We start from the raw sequence: 16,371 nt of genomic DNA on the forward strand, positions 1-16,371 counted from the left end.
CCGCGCCGGCGCGGCCGGTCCGGCGGCCCGCCCCCTCCGGCGGCGCGGGCCGTCAACAAGCCGTAAAGGACCCGGCCCGCGGCGTCAAGGAGCCGTCAGGCCGCTCCGGGCGGCCCCTTCCCCGATGCACCCTTCCGGTCGTCGCGGTCCCACGAACGGGTGCCGCTCGAATCGGGAAGGGGCGACGTCCATGGCCGACCTGGCCTACGCGCTGCTGCTCATAGGGGTGTTCGCGCTGCTGGCGCTCGGCGTGCGCGGATTGGGGCGCTTGTGAGCGGCACGGGGGTGCTTGCCAACGCCGCGGGCGGCGTGCTGGCCCTGCTGCTGATCGGGTACCTCTTCGTCGCCCTCGTCCGGCCGGAGAGGTTCTGATGTCCTCGACCACGGCCGGGCTGCTCCAGGTCGGCCTGCTGCTCCTCGCCCTGGCGGTCGCGCACCGGCCGTTCGGCGACCACCTGGCCCGCGTCTACACCGGTGACCGGCACCTGGGGGTCGAACGGGCCGTCTACCGCATCGCCCGCGTCGACCCCGACTCCGAGCAGCGCTGGAGCACCTACGCGCTGGGCGTGCTCGGGTTCTCGTTCGTCGGCGCGGCGCTGCTGTACGTGCTGCAACGCGCGCAGTCGGCGCTGCCGTGGGACTTCGGGCGCGGCTCCGTGCCGCCCGGCACGGCGTTCAACACCGCGATCAGCTTCGTGACCAACACGAACTGGCAGTCCTACGTGCCCGAGACCACCATGGGCCACGCCGTGCAGGTGCTCGGCCTGACGGTGCAGAACTTCGTGTCCGCCGCCGTCGGCCTGGCCGTCGCGGTCGCACTGGTGCGCGGGTTCACGCGGCAGCGCACGGACCGGCTGGGCAACTTCTGGGTCGACCTGACCCGGGGTGTCGTGCGCGTCCTGCTGCCCGTGTCGTTCGTGTTCGCGATCGTGCTCGTGGCGGCGGGCGTCGTGATGAGCCTGGAGTCGGGTGTGGACGTCGACGGGCAGACCGTCGCGACCGCGCCGGTGGCGTCGCAGGAGGCGATCAAGGAACTGGGCACCAACGGCGGTGGTGTCCTCAACGCCAACTCGGCCCACCCGTTCGAGAACCCGAACGGGTGGTCCAACCTCGTCGAGGTCTTCCTGATCCTGCTCATCCCGGTGTCGCTGACCCGCGCGTTCGGCACGATGGTCGGCGACCGCCGGCAGGGGCGCGTGCTGCTCGGCGTGATGGGCGCGCTGTGGGGCGCGGTGCTGGCGCTCGTCTGGGCGGCGGAGGCGCACGGCCTGCGCCCGTTCGAGGGCAAGGAACTGCGGTTCGGCATCCCGTCGAGCGCGTTGTTCGCCAACACCACCACGGCCACGTCCACGGGCGCGGTGAACTCCGCGCACGACAGCTTCACCGGCCTGGGCGGCGGTGGGCTGCTGCTGAACATGCTGTTCGGGGAGATGACGCCCGGCGGCGTGGGCACCGGCCTCTACGGCATCCTGGTGATGGCCGTGATCGCGCTGTTCCTGGCGGGCCTGATGGTCGGCCGCACGCCGGAGTACCTGGGCAAGAAGCTGGGCCGCCGCGAGGTGACGGCCGCCGCCGTGTCGATCCTGGCGATGCCGACCGTGCTGCTGCTCGGCGCGGGGATCACCGCGGTCCTGCCGTCCACGCCGGCCGCGCTGGGCAACCCCGGCGAGCACGGCCTGTCCGAGATCCTCTACGCCTACGCGTCGGCGTCGAACAACAACGGCAGCGCGTTCGCCGGGATCACGGTGACCGGCGACTGGTTCCAGGCGTCGCTGGGCGTGTGCATGGCGCTGGGCCGGTTCGTGCCGGTCATCGCGGTGCTGTGCCTGGCCGGTTCCCTGGCCGAGCAGCGGAAGGTGCTGGTCACGGCGGGCACCGTGCCCACCACCGGTCCGCTGTTCGCGACGCTGCTGGCCGGGGCGATCGTCCTGGTCGCCGCGCTCACCTTCGTCCCCGCCCTCGCCCTCGGTCCCATCGCGGAGGCCCTGCTGTGACCACCACCACCGACCGTCCACTTCGGACCGGAAAGCCGCGACCGGTGACCGCGGGCGCGTTCGGCGCCCGGCAACTGGTCACGTCGTTCCCCGACGCGCTGCGCAAGCTCGACCCGCGCCACCAGGCGCGCAACCCCGTCATGTTCGTGGTGTGGGCCGGTTCGGCCCTCGTCACGGTGTTCGCCGCGACCGACCCGAGCGCGTTCACCGTCGCCGTGGCCGCGTGGCTGTGGCTGACGGTGCTGTTCGCGAACCTGGCCGAGGCGGTCGCCGAGGGCCGGGGCCGGGCGCAGGCCGACTCGCTGCGGCGGACCCGGGCCGACGCGGTGGCACGCTTGACCGACGGCCGGACCGTGCCCGGCACCGACCTGGCGATCGGCGACCTCGTGGTGGTCGCGGCGGGTGAGGTGGTGCCCGGTGACGGCGACGTGGTCGAGGGCATCGCCACCGTCGACGAGGCGGCCATCACCGGCGAGTCCGCGCCCGTGGTCCGGGAGTCCGGCGGCGACCGGTCCGCCGTCACCGGCGGCACGACCGTGCTGTCGGACCGGATCGTCGTGCGGATCACGGCGAAGCCGGGCGACACGTTCGTGGACCGGATGATCGCCCTGGTCGAGGGCGCGCGGCGGCGCAAGACGCCGAACGAGGTCGCCCTGACCATCCTGCTCTCGACGCTGACGATCGTCTTCCTGCTCGCGGTCGTGGCGTTGCAGCCGTTCGCGGTGTACTCGGGCGGCGAGCAGTCGGTGGTCGTGCTGACCGCGCTGCTGGTGTGCCTGATCCCGACCACGATCGGCGCGCTGCTGTCGGCCATCGGCATCGCGGGCATGGACCGGCTCGTGCAGCGCAACGTGCTGGCCACCTCCGGCAGGGCGGTGGAGGCCGCCGGTGACGTGGACACGCTGCTGCTGGACAAGACCGGCACCATCACCCTGGGCAACCGGCACGCCACCGAGCTGATCCCGGTGCGCGGCACGTCGTTCGACGAACTGGTCGACGCGGCCCGGCTGTCGTCGCTGGCCGACGGCACGCCGGAGGGCCGCAGCGTCGTCGAGCTGTGCGCGGCGGAGCACGGGCGGTCCGCGGACGCCACCGCGCACGAGAGGACCGGCGAGTTCGTGCCGTTCACCGCGCAGACCCGGATGAGCGGCATCGACCTGGACGGCCGCCGGGTCCGCAAGGGCGCGGCGAGCGCGTTCGCCCTGGACGGGGCGACGCGCGCGGTCGTGGACGGGATCGGCGCGGCCGGCGGCACGCCGCTGGTGGTGGCCGTCGACGACCGGGTGCTCGGCGTGATCCGGCTGGCCGACGTGGTCAAGCCGGGCATGGCGGAGCGGTTCGCGCAGCTGCGCGCGATGGGCATCCGCACGGTGATGGTGACCGGCGACAACCCGCTGACCGCCCGCGCCATCGCCGACGAGGCCGGGGTGGACGACTTCCTCGCGGAGGCCAAGCCCGAGGACAAGATGGCGTTGATCCGGCGCGAGCAGGAGGGCGGCAAGCTCGTCGCGATGACCGGCGACGGCACCAACGACGCACCCGCGCTGGCGCAGTCCGACGTCGGCGTCGCCATGAACACCGGCACCTCGGCCGCCAAGGAAGCCGGGAACATGGTGGACCTGGACTCCGACCCGACGAAGCTGATCGAGATCGTGGAGATCGGCAAGCAGCTGCTGATCACGCGAGGTGCGCTGACCACGTTCTCGGTGGCCAACGACCTGGCCAAGTACTTCGCCGTCCTCCCCGCGATGTTCGCGGCCATCCACCCGCAGCTGGACCGGCTCGACGTCATGCACCTGGCCTCGCCGCAGTCGGCGATCCTCTCGGCGGTGGTCTTCAACGCGCTGATCATCGTGGTGCTGATCCCGCTGGCCCTGCGGGGCGTGCGGTACCGGCCCGCCGGCGCCTCGGCGCTGCTGCGGCGCAACCTGCTGGTCTACGGCCTGGGCGGCGTGGTCGCGCCGTTCGTCGGGATCAGGCTGATCGACCTCCTCGTCCGCCTCATCCCCGGGATCGGGTGACCCTCGTGAACGCGATCGTCAAGCAGTGCCTGGCGGGACTGCGCGTCCTGCTCGTGCTCACCGTGATCACCGGTGTGCTCTACCCCGCCGCCGTGTGGGTCGTCAGCCGGGCGCCCGGACTGCGCGCCAACGCCGAGGCCGTGGACACCACCCTGGTCGCGGTGCCCCGGGACGGCGACGGGTGGTTCGTCCCCCGGCCCTCGGCGGCGACGCCGCCCGCGTCGGGCGGCTCGAACAAGGGCGAGCGCAACGCCGAGCACGACGCCGTGGTCGCCGGGCGCCGGGCGGCGGTCGCCGGGCGCGAGGGCGTCGCGGAGGACCGCGTGCCCGCCGACGCGGTGACCGCCTCGGCGTCCGGCCTGGACCCGCACATCAGCACCGCCTACGCCGAGCTCCAGGTGCCGCGCGTGGCCCGGGAGAACGGGGTGGACGAGGACCGGGTCCGCGACCTGGTCGCCGAGCACACCGACGGCCGGTCGCTGGGTTTCCTCGGCGAGCCGGGGGTCAACGTCACCGCGCTCAACCGCGCGCTCGACGCGGCGCGCTGACCCCGGTCACACCTGCCAGAAGAACCGGGCGGACGCCGGGCAGCCGTCGCAGAGGAACGCGTACCCGATGCCACCGCCGCCGAAGTTGGCGGCGGTGGCGCCGTCGCGCCCCTCCTCCAGGTGCGCCACCGACGTCATCGTCTTCCCGCAGTCGGGGCAGCCGGGGGTCTGGTCGGCCTGGAGCCAGTACGCGCTCCCGCCCAGCTGCCCGAGCACCACGCGCAGCGGCTCGCCCGTCCGCTCGCCGTACTCCTCGCGCGCTTCGCCGTAGTCCTCGACGTCGGACACCTCGAACCGCACCCCGGACACCGCCCCGAGCACGGTCACGCCGTCGGCGGGCGGTCCTGCGGGCGACAGCCCACCCCGCGCCACGACCGGCGCGGCGGTGCTGCCGGAGTCGGCCTCCCAGGTCTCGCACGCGCCGGGGTCGTTGTCGCACTGGAACAGCAGCACGAGACGGTCGTCCCCGTCCCGGCCGGGCACGTCGGAGAGCAGCACCTGCCCGAGGAACCGGAGCGCGCCACCGCACTCGGCGCACCGGGGCCACTCGAACCCGGCGGGCGCGCTGGGCAGGCCACCGGTCCGGGTCACCTCGGCGCGCGGGTCGGCGTCACCGGCGTAAATCATCAGCAGCGTCACGCGCGGCAGGGTAACCGGGGGGACCGACACCTCCGGAGCGCTGCCCGCGCCGGAGGGCACGACGCACCCTCCCCGCCTACGATGGCCGACAGCCACCCTGACGGAGGAACCGTGCTCAGTGCCGCCGCCGGGAGCGGGGTCGGGAACCGCTACCAGGCGAACTTCGACGCCTTCTCGCTCTCCTCCGACCCGTTGCTCGCGGTCGTCGCGGACGGCATGGGGGACGGGCCGGGGAGCGCCATGGCGGGCCGCACGGCGGTCGACCTGGTCGTCGAACGGGCACGCGGCCGCAAGGAAGGGCTGGTGGAGGCGGTGGCCGAGGCGCACCGGCTCGTCTTCGACTTCGGGCGGGACAACGGGGTCCTGGCCGGGTGCACGGTGACCGCGTTGGCCGAGTGCCCGGACGGGTTCTGGCTCGCGCAGATCGGCGACTCGCGGCTGTACCGGTGGCGCGGCGGGCTGCTGGAGCTGCTGACCACCGACCACACGATGGCCTGGCTCGGGGCCGTGCACGGGTGGTACCCGTTCGACTCGGCCGAGGCGCGGGCGGCGCGCTACCACCTGACCCGGTTCGTCGGGCACTTCGAGGCGCCGGAACCGGACCTGCTGCGGGTCGGGGTGCGCTCCGGCGACGTGCTGCTGCTGTGCACGGACGGGGTCGCCGAGCAGGTGCCCTACAGGCGGCTCGCCGAAGTCCTCGGGAGCGACGCGCCCGCGGAGGACGCGGTGCGCGCGCTGCTCGACGACGCGGAGGCCGCCGGTGGGCGCGACAACGCCACGGCGATCGTGGTGCGTTCGGCCTAATCCCGCGGGACACAGGGGTCACCCGGCGCCCCCGACCGCCGGGTTTCTATAGGGTCGCGCACCGTACCCGTGACGCGACGCGCTGGGAAGGGGACGTCCGGTGATCACGCAGCCCGACGAGCGCGACGTGGGCCGCTGGCGGACCGTCGACCCGGCCGTCCTGCGGGGCGACCTCGACCGGGCCCTGCACGCGCCCGCGCCGCCGTCCCGGTCCTCGTCCCGGTCCTCGTCCCGGTCCTCGTCCCGGGTGCCCTCGGACGCCGAGCTGATCGACGCCGTGCGCGCCGGCGACCTGGGCGCGTACGGGAAGCTCTACGAGCGGCACGCGGGCGCGGCGCGGACGTTCGCCCGGCAGTTGTCGCGGTCGGCGGTGGAGGCTGACGACCTGGTGTCGGACTCGTTCGCCAGGGTGCTCGACGTGCTGCGCGACGGGCGCGGGCCGGACTCGGCGTTCCGCGCCTACCTGTTCACCGCGGTACGGCACACCGCCTACGACCGGCACCGGCGGGAGAAGCGGGTCCAGCCGGCCGACGACGTGTCCGAGCTGGCGCCGGAGGCGGTGGTCGTGCCGTTCCACGACCCGGCGGTGGCGGCGCTGGAGCGGGCGCTGGCGACCCGGGCGTTCGCCAGCCTGCCCGAGCGGTGGCAGACGGTGCTGTGGCAGACCGAGATCGAGGGCCAGTCGCACGCCGAGGTGGCGCCGCTGCTCGGGTTGACCGCCAACGGCGTGTCGGCGCTGGCCTACCGGGCGCGGGAAGGCCTCAAGAAGGCGTACCTCCAGGCGCACCTGGAGGACGTGCCGGCGGGCCGCTGCCGGGCGATCGCCGACCGGCTCGGCGCGTGGACCCGCCGCGGGCTGGGGAGCAGGGAGGCGGCGCAGGTCCAGGCGCACCTGGACGGCTGCGCGCGGTGCCGGGGCCTGGCCGCGGAGCTGGCCGACGTCAACGGCGCGCTGCGCGCGGTCGTCGCGCCGCTGGTGCTGGGTGTCGGGGCGGCCGGTTACCTGGCGGCGAAGGCGGCGGCGGTCGGCACGGCGGCGGGCGCGGCCATGGGCGGCGCGGCAGCCGGCGCGACGGCGGTGGGCACGGCGGGCGCGGGCGCTGCGGCGGCGGGCGCGGGCGCGGCGGGAGGCACGGCGGGCGCGGTCGCCTCGGCACCGCAGTGGCTCGCCGTCGCGGCCTCCACCACGGCGCTGGTGGTCGCCGTCGTGTGGGGCGTCGGCTCGAACGGCGGACCCCCCGAACCGACGACCGACGCCCTGCCCCCCACGCTGAGCGCCGATCTCCAGCAGCCCGCGCCGACCGTCGACAACACCACGCCGACGGCCGCGCCCTCCGGCACGGCCCCCTCCGGCGCCTCGGCGACGGGCTCCACCGCGCCACCCGCCCCGGAGACGCCCGGCCCGGCGCGACCGGGCGCGTCGACGTCCGGGGAACCACCCGCCGGGCCCGCGCCGGGCGCCCTGGAGCCGGACGTGCCCGAGGGGTTCACCCTGGGCACCGGCGGACCGCCGGCCGACCTGCCCGTCATCGTCCACAACACCGGCTCGACGCCCCTGCCGCCGCCCACGCTCGTGCTGTCGCTGCCCGACGACGTCAGGGTGGTCGGGCCGGGCGAGGGCCTGCTCGGCAGGCCGCTGGTCGCCCTCGACGGCGCAGGGGCGCAGACCACCGCCCCCTGCCCGGCGGGCAGGGGCACGGTGACGTGCACGGCGCGGCAGGAGCTGGCCCCTGGTGAGTCGGTGAGGTTCGTGTTCCGCCTGCTCGCGGGCCCGAAAGCGGTGAGCGGCACGGTCACCGGCACGGTGGGCTCCGCTCCCCTGCCGCCGGCGCCGGTCGAGTTCCCGGTGACGGTCACGCCGAAGAAGTAGCCCGCAGGCCGATGTCGGCGCCCGCCCCGCCCACTACGTTGTCGTGGATCGTGGACCCGACGGTGCGGAGGACGACGACGTGGAGCCGGCACTGACCGACCAGCGGTGGCAGGAGTTGCGCGGCGCCCTCGCCGACGCGTCCGCCCGGTTCGGACGCCTGATCACCGAACACCGGGAGCCGGAACGGCGGGCGGTCGGCACGTGGACGGTCGCCGAGGCCGCCGCGCACACCGCGATCGTGTCCCACCTCGACGCGGGGATGCTGACCGGCTCCTCGGGCGACCCGGAGCTCGACCGGCGCATCCCGGGCACCACGCTGGGCGATCTCGCGGACCTCAACGCCCTGGCGCTGCGGAGGTTCCCGCTCGACTCGGCGGGCGCGATCGCGGACCACCTGCGCGAGGGCGTCGCGCTGCTGCTGGAGCGCAGCGCCGACCTCGACCCGCGCGCGCCCGCGACGTGGCTGGGCGGCTCGCGGCTGACCGTCGGGTTCCTGCTCGCCCACCTGCTCAACGAGGTCCTGCTGCACGGGGTCGACGTCGCCGGGCCGGAGTCGGACGCGTGGCACGTCCCCTCGGCGGAGGCGGCGCTCGCGTTCGACCACTTCTTCGTGGGGCTCCTGAGCGCGGAGGAGAAGGGAATCCTGTTCGGCCCGCCGGGCGCCGCCGGCAGGGGCGGCGGCAGGCAGGTGTCCGTCGAACTCCGCTCGTCCCGCACGATCCCCGTGGTGCTCACCACGGACGGGAGCGGCGGCGCGACCGTCGCGCCGGCGGGCGGCCCGGCCGACGCCCGCATCGACTTCGAGCCGGCCGCGTTCATGCTCACGGTCTTCCGCCGCACCGGCGTCGACAGCGCCCTCGCCTCCGGCCGGCTCGTCGTCTCCGGGCGGAACCCCGCGGTCGGGGTGGAGTACCTGAGGCGCACGCAGACGCCCTGAGCCCGGAGCGGCCCCGCCGACGCCTCGCGACGGGGCCGCTCCGGGGGTGTCCGGTCAGCGGCCCAGCTGCTCGGCGGCCATCGCGGTGCCGCGCACGCGCGCCTCGACCTTGGCGAAGGCGATGTCCCTCGACGTGGACGTGTCGTCGGCGAATGGGGAGAACCCGCAGTCGTCGCACGTGCCCAGGCGCTCGACGGGAATGTGGCGGGCCGCCAGCAGCACCCGGTCGCGCACCTCCTCCGGCGTCTCCACGCGGGGGTCGATCGGGTCGGTGACGCCGACGAACACCCTCTGGTCCGCCGTCGTGCGCCCGGCCACGAGGGCGAGCACCCGCTCCGGGTCGGCCTCGCCGGCCAGTTGCAGGTAGAACGCGCCCGCGCGCAGCGCGAACAGGTCGGGCAGGAGGTCGGCGTAGTCGACGTCCAGGCTGTGCGCGGAGTCCCGGTCGCCGCCGGGGCACGTGTGCACGCCGATCCGCGCGCGCTCCTCGGCGGTGAACCGGTCGAGCACGGTGTTGTTCAGGGCGACGAAGTCGCGCAGCAGGCCGCCGGACGGGTCGAGCTTCAACGACAGCCGCCCCTCGGTGAAGTCGAGCTGCACGGACGCCGCGCCCGCGTCGAGGCACTGGCGGATGTCGCGCTCGGCCTCGTCGGCGAGGTCGGCGAGGAACCGCTCCCTCGGGTAGCCGTCGATCCCCGCCGCCGGGTACAGCAGGCTCAACGCCGAGGGCGCGATCACGGCCTGCTTGACCGGGGACGACGTCAGCGCGCGGGTGGCCTCCAGGTAGGGCGCCGCGAACGCCCCGTAGCGGAACGGCCCGCGCGTGATCACCGGCAGGGTCCGGGTGTGCCCGTCGGCGAACGGGATCACGGCGCCGTCGGGCGAGAGCGCCTCCACGCCCTGGAGCGGGTAGGTGGCGAAGCTCGGCTTGCGCTGCTCCCCGTCGGTCACGACGGGCGAGCCGGTGGCCTCGAACCGCTCGACGGTCTCGCGCACCGCGCGGTCCGCCAACGAGTCGTACGCCGCCTGGTCGATCGTCCCGGCGGCGAGCTGCTCCGAACCCCGCAGCAGGTACTCCGGGCGCGGGATGCTGCCGATGGGCTCCGTGGGGATGGTCATACCCGTTACCAGTACCCGGTGGGCGTGGCGAAAGCTCTCCGCCATCAGTGCGACACGTGGCCGAACCGGTCGCGTCTCGGCAGCTCAGGCCACGTTACTACGAGAGTCCGAAGTGGAGCGGGACTCATGCCCGACCGGGCGGCCGCGGCGTCAGGCGGCGCGGGAGGCGGCCACGAAGGCGCGCATCAGGCCGTGGTCCTTCACGCCCCGGCTGGACTCGATGCCGCTGGAGACGTCGACCCCCCACGGGCGGGCCCGCGCGACCGCCTCGGCGACGTTGTCGACGCCGAGTCCGCCGGCGAGCATCCACCGGCCCTCCGGGCGTGCGCCGTCCAGGGCGTCGAGGTCCCAGCGGTGCCCTGAACCGGCCTCGGGCGAGTCGAGCAGCAGCATCTCCTCGCCGAACGCGCCGACCCGCACGTCGGTGTCGGGGGTCAGCGAGACGGCCCGCACCAGCGCCAGCCCGGAGGCTGCCACCTCGTCGAACGCGGCGCGCGGGTAGTCGCCGTGCAGCTGCACCGCCCGGACGCCCGCCCGCTCGGCGACGCGGCGCACCTCGGCCGGTCCGACGTCCTTGAACACGCCGACCGTCAGCACGCGGTCCGGGACGTCGGCGACCAGGCGCCGCGCCGCGTCGGGCTCGACCCGGCGCGCGCTGGCGCTGAACACGAACCCGACCGCGTCGGCGCCCGCGTCCACCGCGACCGCCACGTCGTCCCCGGTCCGCAACCCGCACAGCTTCACGTACACGGCCCCAGCGTATCCGCGGTGGCGGGCGGGGGCCGCCCCGCCCGCCACCGCCGGGGGCACCGCCGGGCGGCCGTCGCCCCCGTGGAGCCCCGGGCGTCCGCCGCGCCGGCGGACACGTAGGACGTGGCGACGAGGCCGCCGGGCGTGCGCCAGGTGAAGATCGGCATCCCGTCCGCCGGCACCAGGCCGGTCGGGTCGGTCGCGGTCTCCTCGAAGTAGCGGACGCCCCAGTCGCCGAACCCGGCGGCCGGAGCCTCCCGGTCGGCTTGGTGCACGACCCCGTCGACGCTTCGGGCGGCCAGCGCCATCAGGCCGTTGCCCTGCGTAGTACCGAGCCACATACTCCTGGAAGCGGTCGACGACCACGGTCCGTCGTTGCGAAAACGATTGTCGAACCTCCCCTGAGGAAGCACGATGGACGACCTCGCACTGCTGCGGGCACTGTGCCCACCCCCGGACGCACCGGTCCGCCCGGTCCGCAGTGGTGCCTCCGGGGCGCTACCGCCCAGCCACACGAGGCTCGTCGATGCCTATGGAGTGGGTTGCTTCGACGAATTCCTGTGGATCTACGGTGAAGGTGCGGAGAACGAGAACCTCGACGTCCACGTCAGGTCGGCGTGGACGAGGTCCTACGTCCGGCGCATGGGCACGTCGGAGGTGCTCGGTGTCCTCGACCGCCACGGTGTCCTCCCGGAGGAACTCGTGTCCTGGGGCGGCACCGACAACGCCGACCTGTTGATCTGGCTGCCCGTGGGCGAACCTGAGGACTGGCCGACCCTCGTCGTCGAGTCGGGGCAGCTGAGCCGGACCGTGTTGACCGGAACCTCGACGCGGATCGTGCTCGACCTCCTGACCAGGGGGGCACGTGCGGCGGCCTTCCCGGAGGACTTCCCCAGTGACACGCCGTCGTTCTCCTCGAATCCGTACACGTGACGCCGATCCCGCCCCCGCCCCGCTCTTGACCGAGGCGGTTCGAACCACATGAGGACAAGGCGCTCGTCGAAGGCTGCCCTCGACGCAGTCGTCGTGCTCTCCTCGGCCATCACGGCGACCGGCACGGCGACCTCCGCCGACGAGGTGGTGCGGTGTGGCACCGCCGTTTCCTCTTCGCGCGCAACGGGATGGCGGTCGACGTGGTGGCGCGCCCCGCCGACGGCGTGCTCGGCACGTGGCGCGTGATCGGCGGCGACTCGGACTCGGTCGGGGCCACCACCCGGTTCACCGACGTGACCGCACGGGGTTGACGGGGCCGATGTCCCGTCCGAGGTGCCCGCCAACCGCCCGGAGGGCCCGGACGCCGGACGGGGCGGGTGCGACGAGACCTGACCACCGGACATCGTTGACACCCCGGGCGGGACCGTGCCAGCGTGAGCGGGCGTGGTCCCGCCGCCACGCTGTGACAACGTTGTCAGGAGGCCCTGCGCATGTCCCCTCCCCACAAGACCCGCGTGACCAGCCCGTTCCTGGTCGCCCTGCTCGCCGCCGGGCTGGTGACCACCGGTCCCGCCGCGGCCCAGGCCCAGGCCCGGGCGCCGGAGGACCCGACGACCCTGGTCAACCCGTTCGTCGGCACGCAGAACTTCGGGAACACGTTCCCCGGGGCCAGCGCGCCGTTCGGCATGGTCCAGGTCAGCCCGGACACCGGCGGCCAGGGCGGGTACGACTACCTCCAGAACCAGATCCACGGGTTCAGCCAGACGCACCTCTCCGGCGTCGGGTGCGGGGTCATGGGCGAACTGCCGGTCATGCCGACCACGGGCCCGGTGGACAACGTTGACACCAACGGTTACCGGTCGCCCTACTCGCACGACGACGAGGAGGCGAGCCCCGGCTACTACCGCGTCGGCCTGTCCCGCTACGGCGTCCAGGCCGAGTTGACGGCGACCGAGCGGACCGGCTGGCAGCGCTACTCGTTCCCGGCGACGAGCGCGGCGAACGTGCTGTTCAACACCGGCAAGGCCAACCAGCAGGTGCTCGACTCGGAGATCCACGTCGTCGACGACCGCACGGTCGAGGGACGCGTGAAGGCCGGCCGGTTCTGCGCGGGCCGCGACGAGCACACCGTGTACTTCACGGCCACGTTCGACCGCCCGTTCGCGAGCTTCGGCACCTGGCGCGGCAGCACGCCGGCACCGGGCGTGCCGGACGCCGCGGGCACGGGCGGCAACGGCGCGTGGGTCACCTTCGACGCCACCGCCGACCGGGACGTCGTGCTCAAGGTCGGCCTGTCCTACACGGGCCCGGAAGGCGCGCGGAAGAACCTCGCGGCCGAGACCGCCGACTCCTACGACTTCGACGCCACCCGCGCGGCCCTGCACGCGAAGTGGGTCGAGAAGCTGAGCGCCATCACGATCGGCGGCGGCACGCCCGAGCGCCGCACGGCGTTCTACACGTCGCTGTACCACTCGCTGCTGCACCCGAACCTGGCCGGCGACGTGGACGGCCGCTACACCGGGTTCGACGGGGCGCAGCACGTGGCGGAGGGCTACACGCCGTACCAGAACCTGTCGCTGTGGGACACCTATCGGCCGCAGAACCAGCTGCTGGAACTGCTGGAGCCTCAGGTCGCGCGGGACGTCGCGCTGTCGGTGGTGGCCAGTGGCCGCGACGGCGGCTGGCTGCCCCGGTGGGCGCTGGCCAACAGCGAGACCAACATCATGACCGGTGACCCGGTGACTCCGTTCCTGGTCGAGGCGTGGTCCAAGGGCCTCCTGCGAGGCCACGAGCAGGAGGCGTATGCGCTGCTCAAGCGCAACGCCACCGAGGTGCCGCCCGCCGACTCGCCGTACAACGGCCGGTCGGGCCAGCAGCACTACGCCGAGCGCGGCTACCTCCCGTCCGGCCTGGAGCTGGGCGTCGACTGCGCGCACAAGGGCGGCGACAACGACTGCGTGCACCCGGCGTCGGCGACGCTGGAGTACGCGGCGGCCGACGCGTCGCTCGCGCTGATGGCCAAGGGCCTCGGGCACGACGCGGACGCGAAGCTGTTCGCCGCGCGCGGCCAGTGGTACCGCAACCTGTGGGACGGCGAGCACTTCCGCCCGCGCACGGCCGAGGGCACGTGGGTGACGCCGTACAACCCGGTGGACGCCGGGCACCAGTTCCACGAGGGCGGCGCGTACCAGTACCAGTGGCTGGTGCCGCAGGACCCGAACGGCCTGGTCGAGCTGATGGGCGGGCGCGAGGCCACCGAGCGGCGGCTGGACGACTTCTTCGTCTACGACAAGCTGCTGACCGACCCGGCGGGCACGGTGCGCACCGACTGGATCACGCAGCCCTACGACTACTACGGCAAACCCACGTACAACCCGAACAACGAGCCGGACCTGCTGGCGCCGTACTTCTACGCGTCGGTCGGCGCGCCCGCGAAGACGGCGACCGTGGTGCGGGCGGCGATGACCCTGTTCACCACCGGCCCGGACGGCATGACCGGCAACGACGACCTGGGCACGATGTCCGCCTGGTACGTGTTCTCCTCGCTCGGGCTGTACCCGACGATGAGCGGCGGCGACTTCCTCTCCGTGTCCAGCCCGCAGTTCCCGTCCGCGACCGTCCGCACCGGGCAGGACCGGGTGCTGGAGATCAGCGCGCCCGGCGCGAGCGACGCGAACCGGTACGTGCAGCGGGTCTCGCTCAACGGCCGCGACGTCCGCACCACGTGGCTGCGCTGGGACGACGTGGTGCGCGGCGGCACGCTGGCGCACCGGCTGGGCACGTCCCCGTCGGACTGGGGCACCCGGCCCGGCGCGGAGCCGCCCTCGGTGAACCGGGCCCGCCCGGACGACCGCAGGCACGTCGACGCGGGGCTGCGGGAGTCCTCGGCGGTGGTGCCGGCCGCGACGGCCGCGCAGACCGTGGCGCTCACCCTGGACGTTCTGGCGCAGGCGCCCGGCGCGGTGCCGGTGACCGTGTCGCCGACCGCGCCGGCGGGGTGGCGGGTGGTCGCGTCGCCGAGGTCGCCGCTGGTGATCCGGTCGAACCGGGCCCCCGTCCAGCGCACGGTCACGCTGACCGTGACGGTGCCCGGCGGCACGCCGGTGGGCACCTACCCCGTGAGCGTCGCCGTGCGCGGGCCGAACGCGGTGACCCGGGACGCCGTGGTGGAGGTCCGCGCGGCGGCCGAGTGCGCCGCCGCGGTCTCCGGGCAGTGCGCGGTGGACCTCGCGCGGGAGCTGAACCACGACGGCACGGCCACCGTCGGGCAGTCGGCGCAGGGCGACTTCGACGGCAGTGGCTGGAGCTACGACGCCGCGCTGCTGCCCACCGGCACGGTCACGTGGGGCGGCACCGCGTTCGCCGCGCCCGACGCGTCCGGGACGGCACCGAACTTCGTGGAAGCGCGCGGCCAGGCCCTGCTGCTGCCCACCGGGTCCTACCAGGCCCTGCGGTGGGTGGCGTCGTCGCACAACGGCCCGGTGACCGCCGGGGTGCTCGTGCGCTACGCCGACGGCAGCACCGCGCAGGTGCCGGTGACCGTGGCGGACTGGGCGGGTTCGGGCGGCGCGGTCGCGCTCGACATGCCGCACCGGATCAAGGCGGGGCAGGGCGTGGACGGCCCGCCGGTGCGCCTGTTCACCGGTTCCGTGCCGCTGGACCCGGCGAAGGTGGTGCACTCGGTGACGCTGCCCGACGACCCGCGGGTCGAGTTCTACGCGTTGACGCTGGTGTGACCGGAGGGGCGGCCGGTCGGACCGGCCGCCCCTCCCCCTGCCGGGGACGTGGCAGGACAGGGCCCGTCAGGACAGGGCCCGTCAGGACAGGGCCCGGAACACCATCGGCCGGGTGGACACCGGCTTGTACTGGTCCACGACGTTCTCGTTGGCGCCCCACCAGTGCCCGGTCGGCACGTCGGCGGCGGTGGTGCTGATGAAGATCCAGCCGCGGCCGACGCCGCTGTACTCGGTGGTGCCGTCCGCGCGGGTGTCGGGGTAGGTCTGGTAGGGCGAGGACGTGTTCGTGCTCGCGACGCCGTGCGGGTTGCTGGTGCTGTCGATCACGCGCACGGCCCACTCCCGGGTGGCGGCGTCGCCGTCGCGGTCGTACAGGTGGGGGGCGGCGGTGACGATCGCGACGTGCCCGGTCGCGTCGCCCGTGCCGCCCGCCGAGTCGGTGTACTTGACGGCGATGACGTCACCGGGGACCAGCGAGGACACCGTCGTCCTGGCGGTGAAGTGCGGCGCGCCCGCGACGAACCCGTCGTAGTACTTCGCCGCCGTGGGGCTGGTGCTGCCGAACTCGGTGGTCAGGTAGCTGTCGGTGGCCCACGGGAAGGTGTGCTTGAGCGCCTGCGTCAGCAGGGCGGCGCACTTGGCCTTGCTCTCGTACGTCGTCGGGCTGCCGGGCGTGCCCCAGACGACGCTGGTGGTGACCTCGGCGTGGCCCTTCGCGCCCGGGTAGAAGTTGTACGCGTCCTGGGCAGGCCAGGACAGGGCGTTGAGGTTGTCCGCCAGTTCGGCGACCTCGGTGTGCAGGGTGGCCGACGTCGCCCGGGCCGGGCCGGCGGTGGCGAGCGCGGCGACCGCCGCGGTGACGACGGCCACCAGGACGCGGGACGTGCGCATGGGTGTCTCCTCTCGGACGCGGTGCGGCGGCGGGGCTTCGTCGCCCGGCAGCCGGTGTTCCCGACAAGGGAGAGCCGGATCGGCGTGCCCTGATACCCGAATGCGGATGAGATCCGGTTCACGCTGAC

16 protein-coding genes are annotated in these 16,371 nt (G+C 74.2%); 11 read left to right on the forward strand and 5 right to left on the reverse strand.

The window, feature by feature from the left end; genetic code table 11:
* Positions 1-124 precede the first annotated feature (124 nt).
* Genes CKY47_RS06735 through CKY47_RS06755 form a run of 5 tightly spaced genes read left to right on the forward strand, consistent with a single transcriptional unit; the run spans position 125 to position 4,563 of the window.
* Positions 125-274 carry a hypothetical protein gene (locus CKY47_RS06735; RefSeq protein WP_306744780.1) on the forward strand — a complete coding sequence of 50 codons (150 nt, stop codon included), beginning with the start codon at positions 125-127 and terminating at the stop codon, positions 272-274.
* Positions 271-372 (forward strand): K(+)-transporting ATPase subunit F, encoded by a 102-nt coding sequence (gene kdpF, locus CKY47_RS06740; RefSeq protein WP_306744781.1) that lies wholly within the window; start codon positions 271-273, stop codon positions 370-372. Before CKY47_RS06735 ends, kdpF begins: the two co-directional genes overlap by 4 nt.
* Complete coding sequence (gene kdpA / locus CKY47_RS06745; protein ID WP_306744782.1) at positions 372-1,994, forward strand: potassium-transporting ATPase subunit KdpA; 1,623 nt, start codon at positions 372-374, stop codon at positions 1,992-1,994. Before kdpF ends, kdpA begins: the two co-directional genes overlap by 1 nt.
* Positions 1,991-4,015: a potassium-transporting ATPase subunit KdpB gene (gene kdpB / locus CKY47_RS06750; RefSeq protein WP_306744783.1), complete on the forward strand. Its 2,025-nt coding sequence runs from the start codon at positions 1,991-1,993 to the stop codon at positions 4,013-4,015. Before kdpA ends, kdpB begins: the two co-directional genes overlap by 4 nt.
* 5 nt (positions 4,016-4,020) lie before the next feature.
* Positions 4,021-4,563, forward strand: a complete 543-nt coding sequence (locus tag CKY47_RS06755; protein WP_306744784.1) for a potassium-transporting ATPase subunit C — start codon at positions 4,021-4,023, stop codon at positions 4,561-4,563.
* 6 nt (positions 4,564-4,569) lie between these two features.
* On the opposite strand, the gene CKY47_RS06760 is transcribed toward CKY47_RS06755, so the two are convergent.
* Positions 4,570-5,202: a YwqG family protein gene (locus tag CKY47_RS06760; protein WP_306744785.1), complete on the reverse strand. Its 633-nt coding sequence runs from the start codon at positions 5,200-5,202 to the stop codon at positions 4,570-4,572.
* 111 nt (positions 5,203-5,313) lie between these two features.
* Between CKY47_RS06760 and CKY47_RS06765 the strand changes: the two genes are divergently transcribed.
* The 3 genes from CKY47_RS06765 to CKY47_RS06775 all read left to right on the forward strand — a co-directional run bounded on the left by CKY47_RS06765 (position 5,314) and on the right by CKY47_RS06775 (position 8,813).
* Positions 5,314-6,006, forward strand: a complete 693-nt coding sequence (locus CKY47_RS06765; protein ID WP_306744786.1) for a PP2C family protein-serine/threonine phosphatase — start codon at positions 5,314-5,316, stop codon at positions 6,004-6,006.
* Between the two features lie 100 nt (positions 6,007-6,106).
* The gene (locus tag CKY47_RS06770) at positions 6,107-7,876 is read left to right on the forward strand and encodes a sigma-70 family RNA polymerase sigma factor (protein WP_306744787.1); all 1,770 of its coding nucleotides are present in this window, start codon (positions 6,107-6,109) and stop codon (positions 7,874-7,876) included.
* Between the two features lie 79 nt (positions 7,877-7,955).
* Entirely contained in the window at positions 7,956-8,813 is an 858-nt protein-coding gene (locus tag CKY47_RS06775; RefSeq protein ID WP_306744788.1) for a maleylpyruvate isomerase N-terminal domain-containing protein, read from the forward strand.
* 54 nt (positions 8,814-8,867) lie between these two features.
* Here the strand turns inward: CKY47_RS06775 and CKY47_RS06780 are convergent, their stop codons facing one another.
* The 3 genes from CKY47_RS06780 to CKY47_RS06790 all read right to left on the reverse strand — a co-directional run bounded on the left by CKY47_RS06780 (position 8,868) and on the right by CKY47_RS06790 (position 11,023).
* Positions 8,868-9,932 (reverse strand): cobalamin-independent methionine synthase II family protein, encoded by a 1,065-nt coding sequence (locus tag CKY47_RS06780; RefSeq protein ID WP_306744789.1) that lies wholly within the window; start codon positions 9,930-9,932, stop codon positions 8,868-8,870.
* A 150-nt stretch (positions 9,933-10,082) separates the two neighbouring features.
* Positions 10,083-10,682, reverse strand: coding sequence for a phosphoribosylanthranilate isomerase (locus CKY47_RS06785; RefSeq protein WP_306744790.1), 600 nt, complete (start codon positions 10,680-10,682; stop codon positions 10,083-10,085).
* On the reverse strand, positions 10,673-11,023 hold the full coding sequence (locus CKY47_RS06790; protein ID WP_306744791.1) for a hypothetical protein: 351 nt from the start codon (positions 11,021-11,023) through the stop codon (positions 10,673-10,675). The genes CKY47_RS06785 and CKY47_RS06790 overlap by 10 nt, the downstream gene beginning before the upstream one ends.
* Positions 11,024-11,096: 73 nt before the next feature.
* Between CKY47_RS06790 and CKY47_RS06795 the strand changes: the two genes are divergently transcribed.
* The 3 genes from CKY47_RS06795 (at position 11,097) to CKY47_RS06805 (ending at position 15,352) form a co-directional block, all read left to right on the forward strand.
* Positions 11,097-11,615, forward strand: a complete 519-nt coding sequence (locus tag CKY47_RS06795) for a hypothetical protein (RefSeq protein WP_306744792.1) — start codon at positions 11,097-11,099, stop codon at positions 11,613-11,615.
* Positions 11,616-11,767: 152 nt separating this feature from the next.
* Positions 11,768-11,926 carry a hypothetical protein gene (locus CKY47_RS06800; protein WP_306744793.1) on the forward strand — a complete coding sequence of 53 codons (159 nt, stop codon included), beginning with the start codon at positions 11,768-11,770 and terminating at the stop codon, positions 11,924-11,926.
* Positions 11,927-12,106: 180 nt separating this feature from the next.
* The gene (locus tag CKY47_RS06805; RefSeq protein ID WP_306744794.1) at positions 12,107-15,352 is read left to right on the forward strand and encodes a GH92 family glycosyl hydrolase; all 3,246 of its coding nucleotides are present in this window, start codon (positions 12,107-12,109) and stop codon (positions 15,350-15,352) included.
* Positions 15,353-15,433: 81 nt separating this feature from the next.
* Here the strand turns inward: CKY47_RS06805 and CKY47_RS06810 are convergent, their stop codons facing one another.
* On the reverse strand, positions 15,434-16,243 hold the full coding sequence (locus tag CKY47_RS06810) for a hypothetical protein (RefSeq protein ID WP_306744795.1): 810 nt from the start codon (positions 16,241-16,243) through the stop codon (positions 15,434-15,436).
* Positions 16,244-16,371: the final 128 nt, after the last annotated feature.

This window comes from Saccharothrix longispora (assembly GCF_030852425.1).
In the GTDB taxonomy this organism is placed as follows: domain Bacteria; phylum Actinomycetota; class Actinomycetes; order Mycobacteriales; family Pseudonocardiaceae; genus Actinosynnema; species Actinosynnema longispora.

Excerpts from the sequence above, each read along its gene's own strand:
- CKY47_RS06805 (WP_306744794.1), top strand. The coding sequence starts at position 12,107 with ATGTCCCCTCCCCACAAGACCCGCGTGACCAGCCCGTTCCTGGTCGCC.
- CKY47_RS06790 (WP_306744791.1), bottom strand. The coding sequence starts at position 11,023 with ATGTGGCTCGGTACTACGCAGGGCAACGGCCTGATGGCGCTGGCCGCC.
- CKY47_RS06780 (WP_306744789.1), bottom strand. The coding sequence starts at position 9,932 with ATGACCATCCCCACGGAGCCCATCGGCAGCATCCCGCGCCCGGAGTAC.
- kdpA (WP_306744782.1), top strand. The coding sequence starts at position 372 with ATGTCCTCGACCACGGCCGGGCTGCTCCAGGTCGGCCTGCTGCTCCTC.
- CKY47_RS06735 (WP_306744780.1), top strand. The coding sequence starts at position 125 with ATGCACCCTTCCGGTCGTCGCGGTCCCACGAACGGGTGCCGCTCGAAT.
- CKY47_RS06810 (WP_306744795.1), bottom strand. The coding sequence starts at position 16,243 with ATGCGCACGTCCCGCGTCCTGGTGGCCGTCGTCACCGCGGCGGTCGCC.
- CKY47_RS06795 (WP_306744792.1), top strand. The coding sequence starts at position 11,097 with ATGGACGACCTCGCACTGCTGCGGGCACTGTGCCCACCCCCGGACGCA.